Annotated in this window: 21 protein-coding genes and 1 riboswitch; of the genes, 12 read left to right on the top strand and 9 right to left on the bottom strand. The window is 63.2% G+C overall.

Annotation, left to right across the window (positions count from 1 at the left end; genetic code table 11):
• Positions 1 to 29: 29 nt before the first annotated feature.
• Positions 30 to 1,013, top strand: a complete 984-nt coding sequence (locus M0D65_RS01330; protein ID WP_266250560.1) for an ABC transporter substrate-binding protein — start codon at positions 30 to 32, stop codon at positions 1,011 to 1,013.
• On the top strand, positions 1,010 to 3,016 hold the full coding sequence (fhuB, locus tag M0D65_RS01325; RefSeq protein WP_266250558.1) for a Fe(3+)-hydroxamate ABC transporter permease FhuB: 2,007 nt from the start codon (positions 1,010 to 1,012) through the stop codon (positions 3,014 to 3,016). Before M0D65_RS01330 ends, fhuB begins: the two co-directional genes overlap by 4 nt.
• A 98-nt stretch (positions 3,017 to 3,114) precedes the next feature.
• Here fhuB and M0D65_RS01320 read toward each other — a convergent pair whose 3' ends face one another.
• Positions 3,115 to 4,062 (bottom strand): choline ABC transporter substrate-binding protein, encoded by a 948-nt coding sequence (locus tag M0D65_RS01320; protein ID WP_266250556.1) that lies wholly within the window; start codon positions 4,060 to 4,062, stop codon positions 3,115 to 3,117.
• 290 nt (positions 4,063 to 4,352) lie between these two features.
• Here M0D65_RS01320 and M0D65_RS01315 point away from each other — a divergent pair, with 290 nt between their 5' ends.
• Both M0D65_RS01315 and M0D65_RS01310 read left to right on the top strand, forming a co-directional pair.
• Positions 4,353 to 4,697, top strand: a complete 345-nt coding sequence (locus M0D65_RS01315) for a hypothetical protein (RefSeq protein ID WP_091010442.1) — start codon at positions 4,353 to 4,355, stop codon at positions 4,695 to 4,697.
• Positions 4,698 to 4,722: 25 nt separating this feature from the next.
• Complete coding sequence (locus M0D65_RS01310) at positions 4,723 to 5,196, top strand: hypothetical protein (protein ID WP_266250553.1); 474 nt, start codon at positions 4,723 to 4,725, stop codon at positions 5,194 to 5,196.
• 132 nt (positions 5,197 to 5,328) lie between these two features.
• On the opposite strand, the gene M0D65_RS01305 is transcribed toward M0D65_RS01310, so the two are convergent.
• From M0D65_RS01305 to M0D65_RS01285, 5 genes are all read right to left on the bottom strand, one after another.
• Positions 5,329 to 5,697 carry an RcnB family protein gene (locus M0D65_RS01305; protein WP_266250551.1) on the bottom strand — a complete coding sequence of 123 codons (369 nt, stop codon included), beginning with the start codon at positions 5,695 to 5,697 and terminating at the stop codon, positions 5,329 to 5,331.
• A 190-nt stretch (positions 5,698 to 5,887) separates the two neighbouring features.
• On the bottom strand, positions 5,888 to 7,612 hold the full coding sequence (locus M0D65_RS01300) for a dihydroxyacetone kinase family protein (protein WP_266250549.1): 1,725 nt from the start codon (positions 7,610 to 7,612) through the stop codon (positions 5,888 to 5,890).
• A 116-nt stretch (positions 7,613 to 7,728) separates the two neighbouring features.
• On the bottom strand, positions 7,729 to 8,052 hold the full coding sequence (locus M0D65_RS01295) for a low molecular weight protein tyrosine phosphatase family protein (protein ID WP_266250547.1): 324 nt from the start codon (positions 8,050 to 8,052) through the stop codon (positions 7,729 to 7,731).
• A 37-nt stretch (positions 8,053 to 8,089) separates the two neighbouring features.
• Entirely contained in the window at positions 8,090 to 9,634 is a 1,545-nt protein-coding gene (locus tag M0D65_RS01290; protein ID WP_266250545.1) for a rhomboid family intramembrane serine protease, read from the bottom strand.
• Positions 9,631 to 10,860, bottom strand: a complete 1,230-nt coding sequence (locus M0D65_RS01285) for an FAD-dependent oxidoreductase (RefSeq protein ID WP_266250543.1) — start codon at positions 10,858 to 10,860, stop codon at positions 9,631 to 9,633. The genes M0D65_RS01290 and M0D65_RS01285 overlap by 4 nt, the downstream gene beginning before the upstream one ends.
• A gap of 268 nt (positions 10,861 to 11,128) precedes the next feature.
• Here M0D65_RS01285 and M0D65_RS01280 point away from each other — a divergent pair, with 268 nt between their 5' ends.
• Both M0D65_RS01280 and M0D65_RS01275 read left to right on the top strand, forming a co-directional pair.
• Entirely contained in the window at positions 11,129 to 11,887 is a 759-nt protein-coding gene (locus M0D65_RS01280; protein WP_266250541.1) for a lipoprotein, read from the top strand.
• 59 nt (positions 11,888 to 11,946) lie between these two features.
• Positions 11,947 to 12,150, top strand: a complete 204-nt coding sequence (locus tag M0D65_RS01275) for a hypothetical protein (RefSeq protein ID WP_266250539.1) — start codon at positions 11,947 to 11,949, stop codon at positions 12,148 to 12,150.
• Here M0D65_RS01275 and M0D65_RS01270 read toward each other — a convergent pair.
• On the bottom strand, positions 12,147 to 13,070 hold the full coding sequence (locus tag M0D65_RS01270; RefSeq protein WP_266250537.1) for a LysR family transcriptional regulator: 924 nt from the start codon (positions 13,068 to 13,070) through the stop codon (positions 12,147 to 12,149). The two genes, M0D65_RS01275 and M0D65_RS01270, sit on opposite strands and share 4 nt — an antisense overlap.
• Positions 13,071 to 13,168: 98 nt before the next feature.
• Between M0D65_RS01270 and M0D65_RS01265 the strand changes: the two genes are divergently transcribed.
• Entirely contained in the window at positions 13,169 to 13,993 is an 825-nt protein-coding gene (locus M0D65_RS01265; protein WP_266250535.1) for an SDR family oxidoreductase, read from the top strand.
• A gap of 14 nt (positions 13,994 to 14,007) precedes the next feature.
• Here the strand turns inward: M0D65_RS01265 and M0D65_RS01260 are convergent, their stop codons facing one another.
• A complete protein-coding gene (locus M0D65_RS01260) occupies positions 14,008 to 15,690 on the bottom strand; it encodes a SulP family inorganic anion transporter (protein WP_091010470.1) in 1,683 nt (560 codons plus the stop codon).
• A 432-nt stretch (positions 15,691 to 16,122) separates the two neighbouring features.
• On the opposite strand from M0D65_RS01260, the gene M0D65_RS01255 reads away from it, so the two are divergent.
• The 3 genes from M0D65_RS01255 to M0D65_RS01245 all read left to right on the top strand — a co-directional run bounded on the left by M0D65_RS01255 (position 16,123) and on the right by M0D65_RS01245 (position 18,701).
• Positions 16,123 to 17,133, top strand: coding sequence for a YncE family protein (locus M0D65_RS01255; RefSeq protein WP_266250532.1), 1,011 nt, complete (start codon positions 16,123 to 16,125; stop codon positions 17,131 to 17,133).
• Positions 17,134 to 17,205: 72 nt separating this feature from the next.
• Entirely contained in the window at positions 17,206 to 18,213 is a 1,008-nt protein-coding gene (locus M0D65_RS01250; RefSeq protein WP_266250530.1) for a sterol desaturase family protein, read from the top strand.
• Between the two features lie 29 nt (positions 18,214 to 18,242).
• A complete protein-coding gene (locus M0D65_RS01245; protein WP_091010478.1) occupies positions 18,243 to 18,701 on the top strand; it encodes a GNAT family N-acetyltransferase in 459 nt (152 codons plus the stop codon).
• A 48-nt stretch (positions 18,702 to 18,749) separates the two neighbouring features.
• Here the strand turns inward: M0D65_RS01245 and M0D65_RS01240 are convergent, their stop codons facing one another.
• Complete coding sequence (locus M0D65_RS01240; protein ID WP_266250527.1) at positions 18,750 to 19,382, bottom strand: uracil-DNA glycosylase family protein; 633 nt, start codon at positions 19,380 to 19,382, stop codon at positions 18,750 to 18,752.
• Between the two features lie 102 nt (positions 19,383 to 19,484).
• On the opposite strand from M0D65_RS01240, the gene M0D65_RS01235 reads away from it, so the two are divergent.
• Both M0D65_RS01235 and M0D65_RS01230 read left to right on the top strand, forming a co-directional pair.
• Positions 19,485 to 19,667, top strand: coding sequence for a type II toxin-antitoxin system HicA family toxin (locus tag M0D65_RS01235; RefSeq protein WP_266250525.1), 183 nt, complete (start codon positions 19,485 to 19,487; stop codon positions 19,665 to 19,667).
• Positions 19,668 to 19,693: 26 nt separating this feature from the next.
• Positions 19,694 to 20,083: a type II toxin-antitoxin system HicB family antitoxin gene (locus M0D65_RS01230; protein ID WP_266251170.1), complete on the top strand. Its 390-nt coding sequence runs from the start codon at positions 19,694 to 19,696 to the stop codon at positions 20,081 to 20,083.
• A 293-nt stretch (positions 20,084 to 20,376) separates the two neighbouring features.
• Positions 20,377 to 20,484, top strand: a riboswitch (glycine riboswitch).
• Positions 20,485 to 20,491: the final 7 nt, after the last annotated feature.

Raw genomic sequence — 20,491 nt, 5'->3', positions numbered from 1 at the left:
CACATGCAAGGCAGGCGGCCCATGTCGTCATGCTGAACGGAAAGTCGCTTAAACGCGTTAAACGCGTTAACCGCGGGCGCCGCCAGGCGCTCGCCGGTCTCGGCGCGGTGGCGTTTGCCGCGTCGGCTTCTGCCGCGGTCGCCGCGGCGGTTTCGTCTGTGGCGAGTGCTGCGTCTACGCCGGCAGCGCCGACGATGTCGCCCGTACTGCCGCGCAACGCGCGCATCGTCGTGCTCGACTGGGGCTTGATCGAAGTCGTGCTGTCGCTCGATGTCGTGCCGGTCGGTGTGTCGCGACCCGTGTGGTACACGCGGCTCGACGGCAATCCGCCGCTTCCCGCGACCGTCGTCGATACGGGCCTGCTGTTCCAGCCGAACTTCGAAGTGCTCGAAGCGCTCAAGCCCGATCTGATCGTCGTGACACCGTGGCATGCGCCGTTGCGCGGACTGCTCGAGCGCGTCGCGCCGACCTTCACGGTGACGATGTTCGGTCCGGGCCTCGATATCTATTCGACGGTGCGCACGGCCACGCGGCAACTGGCCGCGAAGCTCGGCCGCGACGCCGAAGCCGAAGCGCTGCTGCAGCGTACGGACCAGCAGATCGCTACAGCCGCGCAAGCTATCGCCACGACGCGCGACGTGCACCGGCCGCTGTATCTGCTGCGGCCGCTCGACGGCCGGCACGTGGCGGTGGCCGGTCCGCACAGTCTGTTCGGCGGTGTGATGGGCGAACTCGGGCTCGTCAACGCGTGGCAGGGCTCGACCGATCCGCTCGGGATGGGCGAGACCGATCTCGCCGCGCTCGCGCAACATGCCGACTCGCAGGTCGTACTGTCCGGCACGCCGCCTGGTGTCCTCGCGGAGTTGTCGCGCAGTCCGCTCTGGCGCTCGCTGCCGTTCGTCGCGCAGCATCGCGTGCGGCAGATCGGCATGTTTCCGACTGCCGGCGGCCTCGTGGCCGCGACGCGCTTCGCGACCGCGCTTGCGCAGGCGCTGCAAGGAGTGTCTTCATGAATCACGTGGCCGGCGTATCTGCTGCTCCAGCTGCCCATCGTCCGTGGCGCCTGCCGGCGCTGCTCGCCATTCTCGCGTTGCTGCTTGCTGCTCATACGCTGTCGGTGCGCCTGCCGTTCTCGCAATGGTCCGGCATGCTGTCCGCGTTCGCCGATCCGTCCGCTGCGACGCTGCCGCAACTCGTCGTGCAGTACAGCTGGCTGCCGCGTCTCGCGATCTCATTGCTCGCGGGTGCGGCGCTGTCGCTTGCGGGTGTCGTGTTCCAGCAGGTGTTGCGCAATCCGCTCGCCGAGCCGTTGACGCTAGGTGTATCTGCAGGGGCGTATCTCTCGCTGACGATCGCGGCCGTGTGGGCGCCGGCGCTCGTCGCCGATGCGCGCTTCACGATCGCGCTCGCGGGTGCCGCGCTTGCCATGCTCGCGACGATGGCGCTGACCTGGCGCAAGGGCTTCGCTGCTGTTTCGGTGGTGCTTGCCGGGATGATCGTGAACCTGTACTGCGGCGCGATCGTGGTGCTGCTCACGGTGATGTTCGAGCGTTCGCTTGCTGCGGTATTCATCTGGGGTGGCGGTTCGCTCAGTCAGACCGGCTGGCAGACCGTGCTGTGGATGCTGCCGCGCGTCGTTGTGTGCGCGGTCGGCGTCGTGCTGCTGGTGCGACCGCTCACGCTGTTTTCGCTCGACGATCGCAGTGCGTCGCAGCTCGGTCTGTCGCTTGCGTGGGCACGCCCGGCTGCGCTCGCGCTTGCGGTGGTACTCAGCGCTTTCGTGGCCAGCGCCGTCGGCGTGATCGGTTTTATCGGACTGGCGGGACCGGCGCTCGCGCGGCTCGCGGGCGCGCGACGTCTGCGCGATCAACTGCTGTGGGCGCCGCTTACCGGTGCGGCTTTGCTTGCGCTCGCGGACCAGGCGGTGCAGTGCCTGCCCGGCGCGTTCGGTGAACTGCTACCCACGGGCGCGGCGTTCGCTCTGTTCGGTGGGCCGTTGTTGTTGTGGCTGCTGCGGCGCTTTCGTATCGAAGGCCCGCGCCCTGTAGCCGCTGATGCAGCCGCGCCGCGTCGTGCACCGTTGCCGCTCGGCCTGTTGCTCGGGGCGCTGCTGGTGGTGGCGATCGTCGTGTCGCTGCGCTTTGCGAAGACGCTGCACGGCTGGCACTGGACCGGCGCCGCCGAATGGGCCGGCGTCGAATTCTGGCGCGTGCCGCGGCTCGTTGCCTCGGTGTCGGCGGGTGTGATGCTGGCGCTGGCCGGCACGCTGCTGCAACGCGTGACCGGCAATCCGATGGCGAGCCCCGAACTGCTCGGCGTGAGCGGCGGGGCGATGCTCGGCACGCTCGTGGGAGCCGTGCTGATGCCCGCGCCGTCGGCGCTCGGGCTGCTCAGCGCAGCGGGCGTCGGCGCATTGCTGTTTCTGCTCGCAATCGTCATGCTCGGACGACGCAATCAGTTCGCGCCGGGACATCTGCTGCTTGCGGGTGTCGCGCTCAGTGCGCTGTCGCAATCGGTGATCGTTCTCGCGACTGCGAGCGGCAGTGGCTACGCGACGTTGTTGCGCACGCTGATGTACGGCTCGACGTACCTCGTCAGTCCGGCGACTGCGCTCGTCGTGTGCGTGTGTGCGGTACTTGCCATTGCCGTTGCGTGGCTCTGCGGACGCTGGCTCGATATCCTGCCGCTCGGCGCGAACGTCGCCGATGCGCTCGGTGTCGGCACGCGGCGCGCGCGGCTCACGCTGCTGGTGATCGCGGCGATACTGACTGCGGGTGCGACTACGGTGTTGGGGCCGATGTCGTTCGTCGGGTTGATGGCGCCGCATCTTGCGCGACTGCTCGGCTTTCCGCGTGCGCGCTCACAGATGCTGATCGCGGCGATGCTCGGCGGGCTGTTGATGGTGGTTGCCGACTGGCTCGGACGCAATCTCGTGTTCCCGCAACAGATGCCGGCGGGTGTGCTGGCGACGTTGATCGGTGGTCCGTATTTGATGTGGCTGTTGCGTCGTCGTTGATGGTGCGATAGCGGTAGGTGTCTGCTTCGAAGGGCTCGCTTGCGAGCCCTTCGGTTTTTGGTGTGCGAGCGCGTGTCGATCGCGCGGGCGTTGTGTTGTTATTGCGCGCTGAGCGCGTGCTTTACCGCGGCGATCCCGTTACTGCCGTCGAACGCATTCACACCGGCCAGCCATCCATCGAGCGCCTGCGGATTGCCCTTAAGCCAGCTTTGCGCAACCACCGTCGGGTCCTGATGATCCATGATCGGCACCATCAGATGGTTTTCCATGTCGGTGGTGAACTGCAGGTTGGTCAGTAACCGGCCGACATTCGGGCAACGTTGCATATAGTCGGTCGGTACGACTGTGAAGACTTTTGCCGAGCCGTAGTTCGGACCGAACACACCGTCGCCGCCGCTCAGGTAGGCGATCTTGTAGTCGACGTTCATTGGATGCGGCTCCCACGCGAGGAACACGATCATCTTGTGATCGCGGATCTGTCTGCCGACCTGCACCAGCATCGCAGCCTCGCTCGATTCAACCAGCTTGAAACCGCTCAGCCCGAACTGGTTGGTGTCGATCATCTTTTGCACATGCGCGTTGCCGTTATTGCCCGCGCCGATTCCGTAGATCTTGCCGTCTAGCTGATCGCGGAACTTCGCGATGTCGGCGAAGCTCTTCAGACCCGCGTCGGCTGCATAGGCGGGCACCGCAAGCGTGTATTTCGCACCCACGAGGTTCGGTCGTTCCAGCACCTTCAGCGCACCGGCCTGCACGAAAGGCACGACCGTCGATGTCATGCTCGGATCCCAGTAACCAAGGAACGCGTCGATCTGCTTTTTCTTGATCCCGGCGAAGACGATGGGGGGCGACGCGATCGTTTTGGTCGGCTGGTAGCCGAGATCCTGCAACAGCGCGCTCGCGATGCCCGTGGTCGCGGCGATATCGCTCCAGCCGACATCGCCGAAGGTTACGCTGCGGCAGGCTTCGGGGTCCCGCGCATAGGCGCTGCCGAGCAGCGCAAGCGATGCGAGGCATGCGCCAGCCAGTTGTACGACGCGTTTCATCAAGTGGTCTCCTTCACGGGAATCATGGAAAAGGTCGGCGCAGACAGCGGACGCCCATCGTTTGCGGATCCGATAACCTGGGAACCTGGATACCTCGGTCTCGCCCGGTTGTGACGAGCATAAATTCAAATACACAAAATCACAAGTTTGCAAAAATAAGCACAGAATGGACGACCGCTGCGCGGCTCGGACCTTTGAAGCACCCAATGGATATGCTAGATTTGCTCCGCCAATCGCAGCCGCATTGAGATTCGCAAGAACATTCGATAAGACCGGGAATGGAGAGTGCTATGTGGATCGTGGTGATTGGCCTGCTCGCGAACCTGCTGATGTCGTACGCGGCTTACTCCGATTTTGCGGACATGGCGGCCATGGGTTTGCCCCCGTCGATAACGAGCGCCCTGGTTTATGTGCTGGTATTTTTCTGGGCGCTTTCTCTGGCCGGTTTGATCCTGATCCTTACCGGAAAGAAGAAGCCCGGCGCGATCATGGTGATCGTCGGTTCGATCATTGTGATTCCGGTGGGACTGATTGCGATCATCGGTGCTCGCAACGTGATCAAGAGTCTAGGCAACGATCTCGACGCGCGCCGCAAGCTGGCGCCTGGCGGCGACGCTGCGCCGCCGTCCGTATGACGCCGGCTCAAGCGCGGGTGCGACCATGAACGACAGTGGCCGGATGCCCGACATCCTGGAAGTACGCGCGACGCGTGGTGCATCGTCGACGATCGTGCTCGGCGGCGTTCTGCTGCTCGTCTCGATCTTTCTGGTGATCACGCTCGACGATCTGTATGGCCTCGCCGGCCTGGGCGGTCTCGGTACGTCGGCTGCCGTGATGATCGTGGTCGGTATCTGGAGATTGAAGAGCGCACGCGTGACCTTCCGTCACGATCACTTCGAAACGAAGGTCGCACCGGCTGTGGGCTGGCATTCGGTGCTCTATTCCGAAGTGACGCAAGTGGAGCAGAAAGGCAAACTGTTGACGCTCTACTACCGCAAGCACAACGTTGCCGGCACTGCCAGACCGACGCGCGTGAAAATCGGCCTCAACGAAATGCAGGATGACGAGCGTGACGGTTGTATTGCTGCGTTTCGTGCGCGTCTACCGGCGAGGGTTTTTCAGAGCGCACGCTAGACATGAAGTGCGTCGTGTGTGGCGGTGCTCACCGGACGATGCCGGCGCGACTGTACGCGCGGGAGAAAATGCGTACGGACTGCCCGTCGTGGGCAGTCCGTCGCTATCGGCTGAACTAGCTGGTCTCCAGCCTTACTGCCCGGAGACCAGGACGTCCGCAATGACGCCCGTCGCAATGGCGGCCAGCACGTAGTCGCCATTTACCCCGACCCAGTGATAGCCGCGCGGCGGCTGGCGTAGCCCATGGCCACGCCAGTCGTCGACTGCGTAATTGCGGTCCCGGTACTCGGTCGGGAGGCGGTCGCCGCGATGCCAGTCGCTATGCGGAATAGGGCCGCCTTCTCTATGAACATCGGCGTCGTGGTAGCCATGGCCGCCGCGGGGGCCGCCGTGCTCAGGGCCTTGCCGCGGACCATCCGGACGTTGCTGGGCAAGGGCGAGGGCTGAGGTTGTTCCCAGCAGCGAAACCAGGACTAGCTGTGCGATCGTTTTTGTCTTCATGTACGTGTCTCTCGATAAAGGAGTCGATGACGGTACAGGCAGTGTCGGTGCGCAAGCCCCAGGCCAGCGGGCTGGTGACACGGCCAGCGTTACGCTCGCGGCGCGGCCGTTCGAGGTCTGGGACCCGATGGCTACGATGCGATGACGTGCGCACATGATCGCATGGATCGTGTAAGCGTCGCATGAACGGTCAGTGACGGGCCAGTTCGTCGCGGACGGCGGCGAGCCACAGGGCTACCGCATGCGCACCGGGGTCGGCAAAACCCAATGCGCGATCGCCGACGTAGCTGGAGCGGCCAAGGCGCGGTTGCATCGAAGCAGTACTTGCTGCGCCTGTGCGGGCTGCATCGACGGCTGCCTGTAACGCAGCGCCGTTGTTGTGCGATTGCGCGAGCGCGGCCCGCAGCGCGTCGGCCGCCGGGTGCAGCGCGTCGACCATCGTGCGGTCGCCGGGATGGGCGCCGCCCAGTTCCATTACACCATCGACGGCCGCCGTGAATGCCGTCGACCAGTCGCCGACAGCGGGGGCGCCGGTCGCGGAGGATGCATCCAGTGCCGCGGCCGCGCGCATCAGCATCACCGCATAGAGCGGCCCCGAGGTGCCGCCCACGACGCGTCTGACCGTCGCGGCCAGGGCACGCAATACCGCACCCGGCGACGTGGCCGCCGGATAACCGTCGATCTCGTCCAGGATGCCGTGCGCCGCGCGCGCGAGGCTGATGCCGAGGTCACCGTCGCCGACGCGCTGATCCATCGTGGTCAGTTCCGGCTCGGCCTCGAGCAGGCACGCGCATACCGCTTCGATAGCCCGACGCAGGGTCGAGCTGGGCGCGAGCCCGGCGATCTGCGTGCCGGTTGGCATAGCCGGGGCGACCCGGGCAGCCTTCGTTGCAGCACGTGCCACACGCCCACCTGAGGTCGGCCACGCGCTCGTCAGCGCAGGGGCATCGAGCCATGCAAGCCGTTGATCGTCGACGCGCAGCAACGTGAGCGAGACGCCGGCCATCTCGAGCGCGCTCAGGAACGTACCGGCCCACGCACGTTCGACCTGGAGCTGACGCGCGCCGAGATAGCGCAACGCCGCACCGGCGACGATGTTCAGTTCGCTCGACGGCGTGCCGCCCAGGTTGTTCACGAGCAATGCGACGCGGTCACCGGCGCGTAGCGATCGATCGTCGGCGATCTGCCCGAGCAGGCGCTCGACGATCCGGTCGGCCGGTTCGAGCGTGCCGCGCTGCACACCGGGTTCGCCGTGAATGCCGAGACCCCATTCGATCTCGTCGCCGGCCAGTTCGAACCCTGGCTTGCCGGCGGCCGGCACCGTGCAGGACGTGAGTGCTACGCCCATCGTGCCGAGTTCCGCGGCGCCGGCGCGCGCGACCCGCGCGACCTCGTCGAGCGAACGGCCTTCGGCGGCGGCCGCGCCGGCGATCTTGTGCACGAGCACCGTCCCCGCGAGCCCGCGGCGCCCCGCGTGCGCACCGCCCGCCGAGAGCGCCACGTCGTCGGCCACGACCGCCATTTCGACAGCGATGCCTTCGGCGCGCGCGATTTCCGCGGCGAGACCGAAGTTCAGGCGGTCGCCGGTGTAGCTCTTGACGATGAGCAGCACGCCCGCAGGGCCGGCCACGGCCCGGATCGCGTCGAGCACCGCATCGACCGATGGCGACGTGAACACTTCGCCCGCGACCGCCGCGCTCAGCATGCCCGCGCCGACATAGCCGCCGTGCGCAGGTTCGTGGCCGGAGCCGCCCCCCGAAATCAGCGCGACTTCGCCGCGCGCGGCAGCCGCTGCGGCGTCCGCGCGCACGACGATCGTGGTGCCTTGTAGCAACGCCAGGTCCGGGTTCAGCGCGGCCAGTCCGTCGAGCATCTCGGGTACGACGGTGGCGACATCGTTGATGAGTTTTTTCATGGTCGGGTGGGTCCTCGGAAGACTGGGAAGCGTTGGGAGCGCTGAAAGTGGCCGGCGTTTTTCAGGTGCCTGTTGCGGCTGCTGGAGATGATAGATCGGCCGGCGGTGGGTTTGTGCTAACGCAGGAACTTCCCGACCTTTCGTTCCAGCAACGCGATCAGTTCAGGTTGCATGAAGGTATAGCGATCGGGGATGTCGAGACACACCAGTCTTTTGCCCTTCAGATGCGCGGCGTATGTCTTCGACAGTCTGGCTTTGTGCGCCGACTCCATCACGAAGACGATATCGGCCCACGCGAGCTGCTCGATCGACAGCACGGTCACCGCATCCGGCGCGAGGCCCGCCGAATCTGTCTCGATGCCGGGCCAGCTCGAGAACACTTCTTCCGCAGTCGGGCTGCGCAACCGGTTCCGGCTACAGATGAAGAGTGCGCGCGTCACGTCTTTCGTTCCTGCAAGGTCATTGTTTGGCGCACGCTCAGCGACGCGCAGCCAGCTTCACGACCAGCGCATGCTCGCGTTTCGCATCCTCCAGCACCGCCTTGATCTTCTGCGCATGGGGCGAATCGATACTTTCGTGCGTCGTGGAAGCGTCGGCGAGCCCGAGCATCGCGTGTCGCATGTCGTCGTAGTAGCGAAGCAACGCGGCTCGCAGTGGCTCGCGCGCCGAGCCCGGAGGCAACGGCGTGTTGTTGATCCGCTGATACAGCGCATCCCACTCCGGCCAGAGCGTAGTGCGTATCTTGGCTTCGAACTCGGTGCGCTGCGATGGCACGTGCGCCATTTTCGCCACGCTCTGCAGGTCCATGAGCGCCTTTTGTTCCGCAGTCGATTGCTGCTGCAGCGCGAGCGCGAAGGCCCGTTCCTCGCGCGCCTCCGGACTCGTATTCGAACGAACCGCGAGGAAAAGGAGCGCAGCTGAGACGAATGCGGCGAGCGATATCGCAAGGAATGCGGTATCGCGCGGATCGCTGCGCGCCTCGGCTGGATCGACGGGCTGCGCCAGCAGCCAGCCCATCAGCAGGCCCGCACAGAGACCGCCGACATGCGCGGCATTATCGGTGCCGCGATTCGTGAGGCCGTTGAACAGGCCAAACGCCACCACGAGAATGGCCGAGCGAAACCGCTGCGTGCGGATCGTCGCCGGCATGCTCGAACGATAGCGGATCACATAGGCCAGCAACGCGCCGAGCACGCCGAAGATCGCCCCCGATGCTCCCGCACTGTTGAGATTGGGATGCCAGTACAGGCTGACCAGACTCGCTGTGAGCCCCGCGAACAGATAGAGCGCGGCGAAGCGTACGTTGCCGAACAGGCGCTCGACGATCATGCCCACCTGGGCAAGCACGATCATGTTGAAGGCGACGTGCGTGAGACTGAAATGGACGAAGACCGCCGTGATCAGCCGCCACCATTCGCCGTCGAGCGTGTTGGGGCCGAAATTGGAACCGAAAGCGAGTGCCGCGCTGCTGCGGATGTTCGGGAAGCCGGCGCCATTGCTCACCATGACTGCGTACACGAGCACATTGAGCGCGACTATCGCCCACGTTACCCAGACGTAGGGGGTACGCGTTTCCACGCCGTCGAGGAAGCGTTCCAGCGTCGCGGCTGCGGCGGCGAAGCCAGGCGTCATCGTGCTGGGCAACTGCGCGGCGATCGCGCGTGCATCGGGTCGACTCTGCGCCTGGATCAGGATCACGCGGGCTTTGCCTGTTTCGGTGGCGGCTTCGAAGCGCACGAGCCTGCCGGTGACGACGACGTTGTGGATGTCTCGCAGCGGCAACTGCAGATCGATTTCGACATCGGCTCCGAACATGCGCCGGGCCAGTGCGAGGATGCGCACGTCGTTGCCTGTGAACAGGATCGCGCCACGCGCGCTGAACGAGCGCGCGCGATATTCGCCGCGCCGTTGATACAGCCCCGAACCGTAGGCGATGTCGTAGCGGTCGGCTTTGGGGGATTCGACGGCGGTGTCGGCGAAGCGTGTCGCCTCAAGTCCCCAGGTGGGTTCCTCGCGGCTCATGGATTCTTCACCGTGGCTCCATGCTGCATTTGCTCGAACAGTTCCGCGACCTGTCGAACCGCTGTTTCGGATGCCGCGCGATCCGGCGTGACGTCGCTGTTGTTGTAGTTACCGGTGTCGCCGAGTACCTGAACCAGCACACCGTCGCTGCGCGGCACCACGCTGAAGTGCCGTGTGCTCAAGCCGTATTTCACTTCCGGCTGCGGGATCAACCGCGCAGTCTGACCGCGCACCGGCACGATCGAATCGTCGGCGAACAATGCTTTCGCGCCGTAGCCCGTTGCGTTGATCAGCGTGCGTTCGGCGAGCTTCAGCAGTTCGTGCGGCTCGTTGAACTCGCGTACCTCGATCTTGCCGCCGGCCGCGAGAAAATCAGCCATCAGCATGCGTGCGTAGGTGCTGATGTTGAACATCAACGTCGTGTAGCGGCGTACATGAGGCTGCGGAAATGGATAACTTCCCGGCGCGAGAGTCACGGAGCGCGGCGTGAGATCGCGCACGCGGTCGTAGAGTTCGCCGTACGCCGGCTCGTCGGATACGGTTTCGCTGGGCTGGCTAAACGGCGTGTCGGATAGCGAATAACCGTCGATCCACTCGACCGGTAGGCCGGGCAGGCCCAACAGACTTTGATACATGCCGAACGACGCACGCGTCATCTCTTCCCAGGTCGCACCGAAGCTGTCTGCATGCTGCGCGTCGCAGATGCGCGAGTCGGGTGTCCACAGCCCGGAGGCGCGCATCGAATAGACATCGGGCGGCAGAGCCTTCGCATAGATGCGCACCGTGAGCCCGGCCCGCTGTGCGAGCAACGCGGAAGTCAGGCCCAGCGCGCCGCAACCGATCACGCCGAGATTGCGTACGCCGGTAGTTTGCGCAATGCGCAGCGCACGCGCACTCGACCCCCACGACAGCGACCAGCCGCTGCCGCCGTGCCCGTAGTTGTGCACGATCGCCGTGTGCCCGACACGTTCCATTTCGATGCGCGGTCCGGCGGCGCGGAACGGCCGCGTGCAGACATAGATGCCGGTGATCCGGTCGACCTGCGCCCTGATCGGTGCGAGTACGACGTCGTCCGGCTGCAGGCGGGTGGTGAGCGGCGGTGCGGTGGTGTCGCGAGTGCGCGTGGGCGGGGGCGCCACGGGCTGCCTCGCGCACGATGCGGTGACGGCGGTCGTTGCGACTGCCAGCGTTGCGCCGGCATGACGTAGAAATTGACGTCGTTGCACTAACGGACTCCGTACCAGGACAAGAGAGGGTGGCGTGAATCGAGTATGGCGAATATCTCACGAGCGCATCGGAAAGGATATTTCTCTTGTCGGGCTTTTGCGTGGTGGCGACGCGGACATAACAGATTGCTTACGGTAGACTGCGCGAGGTGGAAATAAGCGGCAAAATCGATGAAGCGGTATGGGTGAAATCGGCAGTTCGATAATATTCGCATGACCGGAAGATTTTGAAAAATCAGATTAACCATCATCCCAAAGCCATCTAAAAATGAAAATCCTTCAGCGCATTTTGATGCTTGCCCTGGTTTTCTGGCTTGCCGCCTGTAGCCAGACTGGTCTTCCGTCCGCCGCATCGCCGCTGGCGCCGACCGATGCCGCCGCCGATCGCCCCGGGCTCGGCACCGCCTGGGGCGAGACCGTGAGCTCGGTGACCCACAGCGTCAAGTTCGAGCGCGCCGACAACAACACCCCCGACGACGTCACGGCGATCTATTACAACGACACGATTAAGAGCAATGCCGGCGATTCGCGCGCCAGTCTCTCGATGGCAAGCGGGGCGATCAATCTCCGGTTTCGCGACGGCAACAACAACACGCTGAATCTGCTGCGCGGCGGCAATGGACGGTGGAATATCGTCGGGAAAGCCGGGGATCACTACGAGATGGTTTTATATAACAAGAGCCGGGCGCCTTATGAAGTGGTTTCCAGTGTGGACGGTCTCGACGTTATCTCGGGGCGGCCCGGCAGTTATCACACAGGCGGATATATCCTCTATCCGGGCAAGACATTGGTAATCGACGGCTTCCGGAAAAATGAAAGGGAAGTGGCGGCATTCCGCTTTTCGTCGGTTCCGCACAGTTATGTCGCGAACACGTCGAATGGCGATGTCGCCAATGTCGGTGTGATCGGCGTTGCGCTGTTTGCCGAGAAGGACTCGGAGGCGGCGATCCGGATGAAAGCCAATCCGTTCCCGCAAAACACGCAGAGCGACAGTCGCTTTGCGCCACCGCCCGACTCGATCCCGTGATTCAATAGCGCGAAGCCGCGCCGCAGGACCTTCGCGCGGCCGCAATGCTGGGAGCATCGATGGAACGCGTGTTCATGCTAAGGGGGCGAGCGGTCGCACGACTCCTCGAAATTCGCAACGGCCTGCCGGGCAGCAGTGCGGCTGCGTCGGGTGCCACGCTCGCTGCTGTCGAACAGCTGCTCTTCGATCTCAGGGCTGGGCGTATCGACAGCTTCGTGCTGCCGGTCGAAACGCCGGTGCAGGTGTTCGTTACCGACGACTAGATAAGGGTCGCGTCTGCGGGACCGCGGCTACTGGCCGATTCTCTTAACAAGTCGATGAGCGCACGCAATCCGGCTGGAATGTGACGATTGCCCGGGAAGTAGAGGAACAGGCCAGGGATGACCGGGCACCAGTCTTCAAGCACGGCAACGAGCCGTCGACGGGCGAGCGCGGCGCGCACGTAAGGCTCCGGCACGTAAGCGATTCCCAGGCTGTCGAGCGCTGCGTCGACCATCAACGCATTGCTATTGAGCGTCAGCACGCCGGGCGGATCGATGGTGAATTCCTGCCCATGACGCGCAAACTCCCAGCGATATCGTTTCCCACCCGGCAGACGCTGCCGGATGCACTGGTGCTGCAGAAGCTCTTCCGGCACGACCGGCCGCCCATGTTTGCGACAGTAGCCCGGTGACGCAACTGCCAGAAACCGCACATCGCCACCGACGCGGACCGCAATCATGTCCTTGTGCAAAGCTTCACCGAGCCGGACACCCGCATCGAATCCTTCTTCGACGATGTCGACCAGCCTGCCGTCTGCCACGAGGTCGAGTTCGATGTCCGGATAGAGTGCAAGAAAGCATGGCACGACGGTTTGCAGCAGTTGCCTGATGGCCCCTTCGTTGCCGTTGATTCTGAGCGTTCCGCTCACGTGCCCGTCGATCTGCGCGACATCCTCCAGCACTTCATCGAGATCTCTTAGCACCGGATTGAGCCGTTTCAACAAGCGCTCGCCCGCATCGGTCAGTGACACGCTGCGCGTCGTCCGGTGCAGCAGACGCACGCCCAGGTCGTTTTCCAGTCCACGCATGGCGTGGCTCAGCGCTGAACGGGATACACCGAGCTGGTCGGCGGCCTGGCGGAAGCTGCGCCTGGCGGCGACTTCCATGAATGCCTGGAGGTCGGACAGAGTAGGTTGATTCATTGGTGAAACTTCCTCACCAGTTCATGCCGATTGGCGATGATTCTCAACGCAATCATACTGCTCTAGCATCGACCATGTGAACTCAACAGGAGCTGAGCATGGCAAAGAACTGGTTGATTACCGGCGCATCGAGTGGGCTTGGGCGCGGACTCGCCGAGCGGCTGCTCGAGCGTGGCGATAGTGTCGTCGCGACGATACGCAAGAGCGGGGCGCTCGACGATCTGCTGACGCGCTATCGCGACCGGTTGCAGGTAACCGGGTGCGATGTCACTGACGTCGCAGCTATCAGGGAAACGGTTGCGCAGGCGTTCGAACGCATGGGACGAATCGACGTGGTGGTCAGCAATGCCGCGTACGGGCTATTCGGTGCCGCCGAGGAACTGACCGATACGCAGATCGAACGTCAGATTGCGACCAATCTGACCGGTTCGATTCAGGTGATACGCGCGGCCATTCCGTATCTGCGGAATCAGGGCGGCGGGCGCATCGTCCAGGTGTCGTCTGAAGGCGGGCAGGTCGCGTACCCGGCTTTCAATCTTTATCACGCGACCAAATGGGGTATCGAGGGCTTCGTCGAGTCCGTCGCCAAAGAGGTCGCTGCTTTCGGGATCGATTTCCTGATCGTGGAACCCGGCCCGACACGGACTAATTTTGGAGCCGGTCTCGATCACGCCACGCCGATGAGTTGTTACGACGACACGCCTGCTGGCGAAATCCGGCGCGCGATCGCAACCGGGTACTTCGCTCATTTTGGCGACGCGCGAAAGACTGTCGGCGCGATGATTGCGGCGATCGACAGTCCGAACCCACCGTTCCGGCTGCCGTTAGGCCGCTCCGCTTACGATTCGATTCGCGAGGCGCTGCTCGGCAGGCTCAAGGTATTGGAGTCGCAAAAGGACGTGGCGCTATCGGTGATGGAATAGCGCCCGAACCGATGCTACGCCTCGCGCGTCTTCACCATCGTGGGCTTGATGCCGACCGCATCCAGCGCTTCGTGCATGGTCCGGAAGATCTGCGTCTCACCGAGCACTTTGCTGATGCCATGCCGGTTCATGTCCGAGCGCAAGTACTGGTTCACGCGCGCGAAGATGACCTTGATGCCGCGCTCCTTGAGCGACTCGCACAGATCGCTGACTGAACGTGCCGCGGAGTAGTCGAGATCGGTAATCGCCCCGGCGTCGACGATGAACGTGTGCACCGGGTCCGGCGCGCGCTCGACAAGACTCTGCACTTCGTCGACGAAGAAATGATCGTTGGCGTAGAACAGATCGGCGCCGAAGCGATAGACGATCAGCCCCGGCGCCGTCTCGCAGCCCGGCGTGGCCGGCACCGGCACCCATAGCGAATCGGGGCCCGGTGTCAGCATCATCGTGTGTGGGCGGTAGCTGTGGCGCACGTGTATCAGCAGCGACAGCACGACGGCAAGCAGGATGCCCTGTTCCACACCGATCAACACGACGGCGGCCGCGGTGAAGACTGCCAGCGTGAATTCGCTGGGGGTCTCGTGGCGAATCGCGCTCAGGCTTTTCAGGTTGACGAGCCCGATTGCGATCGTAAAGACGATGCCGGCCAGAATGCAGTGCGGCAGGTACTGCAGCCATCCGCTCAGAAACAGCAGCACGAACACGACGACCGCGGCGAACACCACTTGCGCGAACTGGCTGCGGGCGCCCGCGCGCTCGGCCATCGCCGTCTGCGTCGGGCTACCGTTGACGACAAACGCACCCGTGAAGGCGGCCGCTGCGTTGGCGACGGCGATCCCCAGAATGTCGGCGTTTTCATCGACGGTTTCGTGATACTTCTCTGCGAAGACACGTCCTGCTGCGGCGCTTTGCGCGACGATCATCGCGAAGCACGACGCGGCGACAGGCAACAGGTCGAGCGTTTGTCGCAAGCTGACGAACGGCAGGTGCAGCGACGGCAAGCCGCCTGCCACCGGTCCGATCACCGAGATGCCGTGGCCGGCAAAGTCATAGAAGTAACTCGCGGCGATCCCGGCGATGACCGCGAAGAGCGACACCGGGAGCTTCGGCGCAAACCGCTTGCTGATCAGGACGCAGATCACGACGAGTAACGAAATGGCCAGCGTCGGCAGGTTGATCTGGTTCAGATGCAGCAGGATCAGCCCGAGCTGCGTGACCGTACGCGACGCGTGTCCTGGCACACCGAGCATATCGCCGAGCATTGCGATGCCGACCTGCACACCGACGCCCGACAGAAAGCCGACCAGAACCGTGCGCGACAGAAAGTCGGCAAGAAAGCCGAGCTTGAAGATACGCGCGAGCAGCAGCATCCCCGCGGTCAGCATTGCCACCGCGCCTGCCAGCGCGACGTATGCGCCGCTCGCGATCGGCGCCATGGTGGACAGCTGGCTTGCGAAAATGGTCGCAGTCGCGGAATCGGCGGCGACGACCAGATGGCGGGAGGCACCGAAAATCGCGAAGGCGACGATCGGCAGCAATACCGTATACAGCCCGGTCACTGCGGGCATCCCGGCTATGCGGGCATAGCCGAGTACCTGGGGAATATTCATCGACGCGAGCGTGATGCCCGCTAGCGCATCGCGCAGTGCCGCCGCGCGGCCAAGAGGAAGTACACCCTTTAACAGATGAAGTCGCATCGCCGTTTCCCAAAGAGATTGGGTATATAAGAGTTATCGAGCGGAACCGTGGAGCGTCGAGGTGCCGAAGCGTCGAAGCGTCAGTATCCGGGCAGCAATGAAACGATGAACCGGCGTAAGTCGTTTGGAGGCCAGACGGCCGTCCGTACATAGGCAGCAAAGTTACCACGGCTTGGGCGGGTTCGAGGCGAACTGCGGGCGCGGCGTAGTAGAGTGTTGGGCCAAACGAAGCCGCTATTTCGCGGGAATTCAGCATTTTGTTGCGGTCTTTGTGTCATCGGCGGCGCGGGTTCACGCGTTAGAGGAGCACTGGGATCCCTAGGGCACCGTCGCGCCGTCGCGTGATTTCGCCGACATCCAACGCTTTTCGCTCGCGTTAGTTAGCCCGCAGGTTTCCGATTCGCTTATCTCTTCCGCACGAGCCCGATCTTCATGCCATTTTCTATCGTTTCGATCAAGAGGGCCGCTGCGCTGGCCGCATCGCTTTGCGTCCTGTTTGTCACAGCGGATCGCGCGTATGCCGCCGACAATGTCATCGTGCTCGATTCCGGCGAAGCACAACTGAACCTGATCGACGAAACCACGCATAAGGTCATCGGCACGGAGCCGACCGGCAAGGAACCGCACCATCTGCAGATCACGCCCGACGGCCGGTCGCTGATCGTCGCCGATTCGGTGTCCAACGACCTGCTGTTTCTCGATCCGCACACGGGCAAGGTGCAGCGTCGCCTCGAAGATATCGAGGACCCGTATCAGCTTGGCTTCTCTCCCGATCACAAATGGTTCGTCACGGCCGGCCTCAGGCTCGACCGGGTCGACATCTACCATTACGACGGCCAGAACCTCGTGCTCGCGAAACGCGTGCCGCTCGCGAAGACGCCGAGCCACATGACGTTCGCCTCCGATAACCGCACCGTATTCGTCACGTTGCAGGACACCGGCGAAGTCGCCGCGATCGACCTGCCGACGCAGACCGTGCTGTGGAAGCTGCACATCGGCAACACGCCGGCCGGCCTGTGGATGACGCCCAACGATCGCTATCTGCTGATCGGCATGACCGGCGAGGACGACGTTGCGGTTATCGACTGGCACAAGCAGCAGGTCGTCAAGCGAATCCAGACCGGGCGCGGCGCGCATAACTTCCGCAATCTCGATGACGGCCAGCACATCGCGGTCACGAACCGCGTGGAGAGCACGATCAGCATTCTCGATTACAACGCGCTAACAAAAGTTGCGGACATCACGGGCCTGATGCCCGGTCCCGACGATATGGAGCTGTCCTCCGATCGCCGCTACCTGTGGGTCACGTTCCGTTTCGCCAAGCATGTGGGCATCATCGACCTGACGACGCATAAACTTATCGATACCATTGCGGTCGGACGTTCGCCGCATGGACTGTTTTTTGCGAACCGTGCGCCGATTTACGCGCCTAACCCGGACTGAGGCGGCTTCCGGTTTTTGCGCAGTAGTTTGGGCAGTAGCTTTGAGTAACACCCGCAATTCAAGAGGTTTTCGATGATTCACGAAATTCTCGGGCAACTCGACAACGGCATCTCGGCGCTGCAAACGCTGCTGTACGTCGATGTGGTGCAGCCGTTTTTCTACCGTTTCGGGCTGATGGGCTACGACGAGGATACGTATGACGCGCTCTACTGGGTGATCGTCGGCGTGCTCGAAATCGTCGTTACCTATCTCGCACTGCGGCCACTCGAAGCGCTGCGACCGATCGAGGCCTGGTCCGATCGCAAGGCACTGCGCTCGGATGTGATCTACACGTGGATCGCCAAGCTGGGCATCATCAACATCGCGTTCTTCTTCATGCTGCAGCCACTGTTTAACCATTGGCAAAGCCTGATGGCGATCTACAACGTACCGAACATCGATGTGGACAGCCTCTGGCCCGGCGTGACCGATCAACCGGTTGTGTCGTTCCTGATCTACCTGATCGTGCTCGACTTCTTCGGCTACTGGTATCACCGCTGGCAGCATCGCTTCGGCGTCTGGTGGGAGCTGCACGCCGTGCACCACAGCCAGCAGCAGATGTCGCTGTGGGCCGACGATCGCAATCACTTCCTCGACGACATCATTCAGGCCGCGTTCTTCGCGGCGATTTCGTTGTTCATCGGCGTGCAGCCGGCTCAGTTCGTCGTGCTCGTCGCCGTCGGCAACTTCATGCAGAGCGTGCAGCACGTGAACGCGCGGCTTCCCTATGGATGGCTGCTCGAGCGCGTGATCGTGAGCCCGATCTTTCATCGGCGGCATCATGCGATCGGTTATGGCCACGAGGGCGTGCGCTACGGGTGCAACTTCGGTGTGCTGTTTCCGTGGTGGGACATGATGTTCGGAACGGTGTCGTGGAACCGTACCGTCGAGCCGACCGGTATTCGCGATCAGCTGCCGGTGCCGCACGGTGCGGCCCGTTCGTATGGCGAGGGTCTGCTTGCGCAACAGTGGTATGCGTTTGGCCGGATCGTGAAGCGTTTGCGCGGACAGCGCAATTACGCGGGCGGCACGACGCGCTGAACCCTTCTTTTCAGTCACAAGGTGTTGTTGTGGAATCTATTGTTTTTCGTTCGGCGTTGCTCTCCGATGTTCCCGCTATCGTCGCGTTGCTTGCCGACGACGCAATCGGCAGTCACCGCGAAGTGTTGGGTGAACCGCTCGACAGCCGGTACGTCGAGGCTTTTCGCGCCATTGAAGCCGATACGAACCAGCGGTTGGTGGTCGTGGTCGACGGCAACGAGGTGATCGGCACGCTGCAACTTTCGTTTGTTCCGGGGCTCGCGCGCACGGGCATGTGGCGCGGGCAGATCGAAGCGGTGCGCATTGCGGCGCATCGCCGCGCTTCGGGTCTTGGCCAGCGCATGATCGAATGGGCCATCGAAGAATGCCGGGCGCGCCACTGCGGACTCGTTCAACTGACTACCGACAAGAGTCGGGCGGACGCGCAGCGGTTTTATGACCGGCTTGGTTTCACTGCGAGTCATGAGGGTTACAAGCTCGCGTTGTAAAGCGCGCGGTGCGGCAACTTTCGTACCGTCTGGCAGTGCGTTACGCGCTTACCGCGCGTTCAGCGCCAGCGCCCCGGTTGCGCCGTCGGCCAGCAGTTCGCCGACTCTTGCGCGCAGCATCGGCAGAATTTCACCATCGAACCACGGGTGTCGTACGAACCAGGCCACGTTGCGCGGCGACGGATGAGGCAACGCGATGACGGCTGGCGCATAGTCGCGCCATGCCGCGACCGTGTCGGCGAGCGATTCCTTGCGGCGCTCCGCGAGGAAATGCCGCTGTGCGTATTGGCCGATCAGCAAGGTCAGCTCGATATGCGGCATCAACGCAAGCACCCTGTCGAGCCATAGCGGCGCGCACTCGGGCCGCGGCGGCAAGTCGCCGCTCTTGCCTTTGCCGGGATAGCAGAAGCCCATCGGCACAATTGCGAACTGCGTCTCGTCGTAGAAGGTCGTGTCGTCGACGTCGAGCCATGTGCGCAGCCGTTTGCCACTCGCGTCGTTCCACGGGATACCGCTCGCGTGTACGCGGGCACCGGGTGCCTGTCCGACAATCAGAATGCGCGCATTCGTCGACGCCCGTACGACTGGGCGCGGGCCGTGTGGGAGATGAGCGGCGCAGACCGTGCACGCGCGGATTTCGCGCAGCAGCGTGTCGAGCGGGGTGGGGGGCGACGCGGGCATGGGTATCGGTGTGGGCGCGGATGCGTAGGTGGCAAGTGTATCGCGGGCCGCTGCTTGCTCTCGTGATTGTGTATTCGTGTGTATTTGTGTATGATTACACACATGAATAGCGCAATCCTTATCAAGCAGATCAAAGCCGACGGCTGGTTCCTTGTCCATACGGTCGGGTCCCACCAGCAGTTCAAGCATTTGTCAAAGCCAGGTAAGGTCACAGTCCCGCACCCGAAGAAGGATCTGCCGATTGGGACCGTGCGCAGCATACTGAAACAAGCAGGACTGACGTGATCAGATCCAACGCCAAGGAGAGCATCGTGCTTTATCCCACCTATATCCAGCCCGGCGACGCGAAACACGCGCACGGCATCGAGTTTCCCGACTTTCCCGGCTGCTATTCGGCCGCCGACGACTGGGCCGATATTCCGGCCAATGCACAGGAAGCTGCGGAAGCTCACTTTGCAGATGGTGAGCCGGTTCCGGCACCATCAGCGCTCGAGCAATGGCTGAGCCATCCAGATTACCAGGGTGGTGCGTGGATGCTTATCGACATCGACTTGTCGAAGATCAATGCCAAGGCCGTGCGACTCAACATCAGCCTGCCCGAGAATCTCGTGGTCAGGATCGATGAGGTTGCGCGTGCACGCAAGCTGAGCCGCTCAGCGTTTCTTGCACTTGCCGCCGAGCACGAAATGGAAAGCGCCTAGTGCAACGCGCCGCACGGATATGCAAGACGCGCGGACTGGCTTCCGGCGGATAGCGGAGTATCAATAGGTTTCATGGTTTATGAAACGTTGCGGATTTCTTGAAACACAGTGATACCCATTTCCGGCTCCGCCGAGGCGCCACCGCAACAGAAGCGTCCCCTCTTGCACAAACCCCGCGCTTTGTATAACGTTCCGGTGTTCACCAACGCAGCGCGGAAGAGATCGCCCGGTTTTCACGGACGACGCCGACGGAGCAACCGCCCCGGAAACTCTCAGGCACCCAGGACCGCGCAGCAAGAACATCTGGAGAGCGGCGCTGTTGTTCACGCGCCCACCGAAGGGGATTTCCGCGCCGCCACGGCAGGGAAGAAACTCTCAGGTCCACGGACAGATGGGGCATCGACGCCA

The organism is Paraburkholderia sp. CHISQ3 (genome assembly GCF_030464945.1).
In the GTDB taxonomy this organism is placed as follows: Bacteria; Pseudomonadota; Gammaproteobacteria; order Burkholderiales; family Burkholderiaceae; genus Paraburkholderia; species Paraburkholderia megapolitana.
This window is presented reverse-complemented; position numbering and strand designations above follow the sequence as displayed.

Coding starts and splice junctions, on each gene's coding strand:
- M0D65_RS01300 (WP_266250549.1), bottom strand. CDS start 7,612: ATGAAAAAACTCATCAACGATGTCGCCACCGTCGTACCCGAGATGCTC.
- M0D65_RS01290 (WP_266250545.1), bottom strand. CDS start 9,634: ATGAGCCGCGAGGAACCCACCTGGGGACTTGAGGCGACACGCTTCGCC.
- fhuB (WP_266250558.1), top strand. CDS start 1,010: ATGAATCACGTGGCCGGCGTATCTGCTGCTCCAGCTGCCCATCGTCCG.
- M0D65_RS01305 (WP_266250551.1), bottom strand. CDS start 5,697: ATGAAGACAAAAACGATCGCACAGCTAGTCCTGGTTTCGCTGCTGGGA.
- M0D65_RS01260 (WP_091010470.1), bottom strand. CDS start 15,690: ATGCGACTTCATCTGTTAAAGGGTGTACTTCCTCTTGGCCGCGCGGCG.
- M0D65_RS01235 (WP_266250525.1), top strand. CDS start 19,485: ATGAATAGCGCAATCCTTATCAAGCAGATCAAAGCCGACGGCTGGTTC.
- M0D65_RS01330 (WP_266250560.1), top strand. CDS start 30: ATGCTGAACGGAAAGTCGCTTAAACGCGTTAAACGCGTTAACCGCGGG.
- M0D65_RS01310 (WP_266250553.1), top strand. CDS start 4,723: ATGAACGACAGTGGCCGGATGCCCGACATCCTGGAAGTACGCGCGACG.
- M0D65_RS01255 (WP_266250532.1), top strand. CDS start 16,123: ATGCCATTTTCTATCGTTTCGATCAAGAGGGCCGCTGCGCTGGCCGCA.
- M0D65_RS01280 (WP_266250541.1), top strand. CDS start 11,129: ATGAAAATCCTTCAGCGCATTTTGATGCTTGCCCTGGTTTTCTGGCTT.
- M0D65_RS01265 (WP_266250535.1), top strand. CDS start 13,169: ATGGCAAAGAACTGGTTGATTACCGGCGCATCGAGTGGGCTTGGGCGC.
- M0D65_RS01320 (WP_266250556.1), bottom strand. CDS start 4,062: ATGAAACGCGTCGTACAACTGGCTGGCGCATGCCTCGCATCGCTTGCG.
- M0D65_RS01315 (WP_091010442.1), top strand. CDS start 4,353: ATGTGGATCGTGGTGATTGGCCTGCTCGCGAACCTGCTGATGTCGTAC.
- M0D65_RS01240 (WP_266250527.1), bottom strand. CDS start 19,382: ATGCCCGCGTCGCCCCCCACCCCGCTCGACACGCTGCTGCGCGAAATC.
- M0D65_RS01250 (WP_266250530.1), top strand. CDS start 17,206: ATGATTCACGAAATTCTCGGGCAACTCGACAACGGCATCTCGGCGCTG.
- M0D65_RS01270 (WP_266250537.1), bottom strand. CDS start 13,070: ATGAATCAACCTACTCTGTCCGACCTCCAGGCATTCATGGAAGTCGCC.
- M0D65_RS01275 (WP_266250539.1), top strand. CDS start 11,947: ATGGAACGCGTGTTCATGCTAAGGGGGCGAGCGGTCGCACGACTCCTC.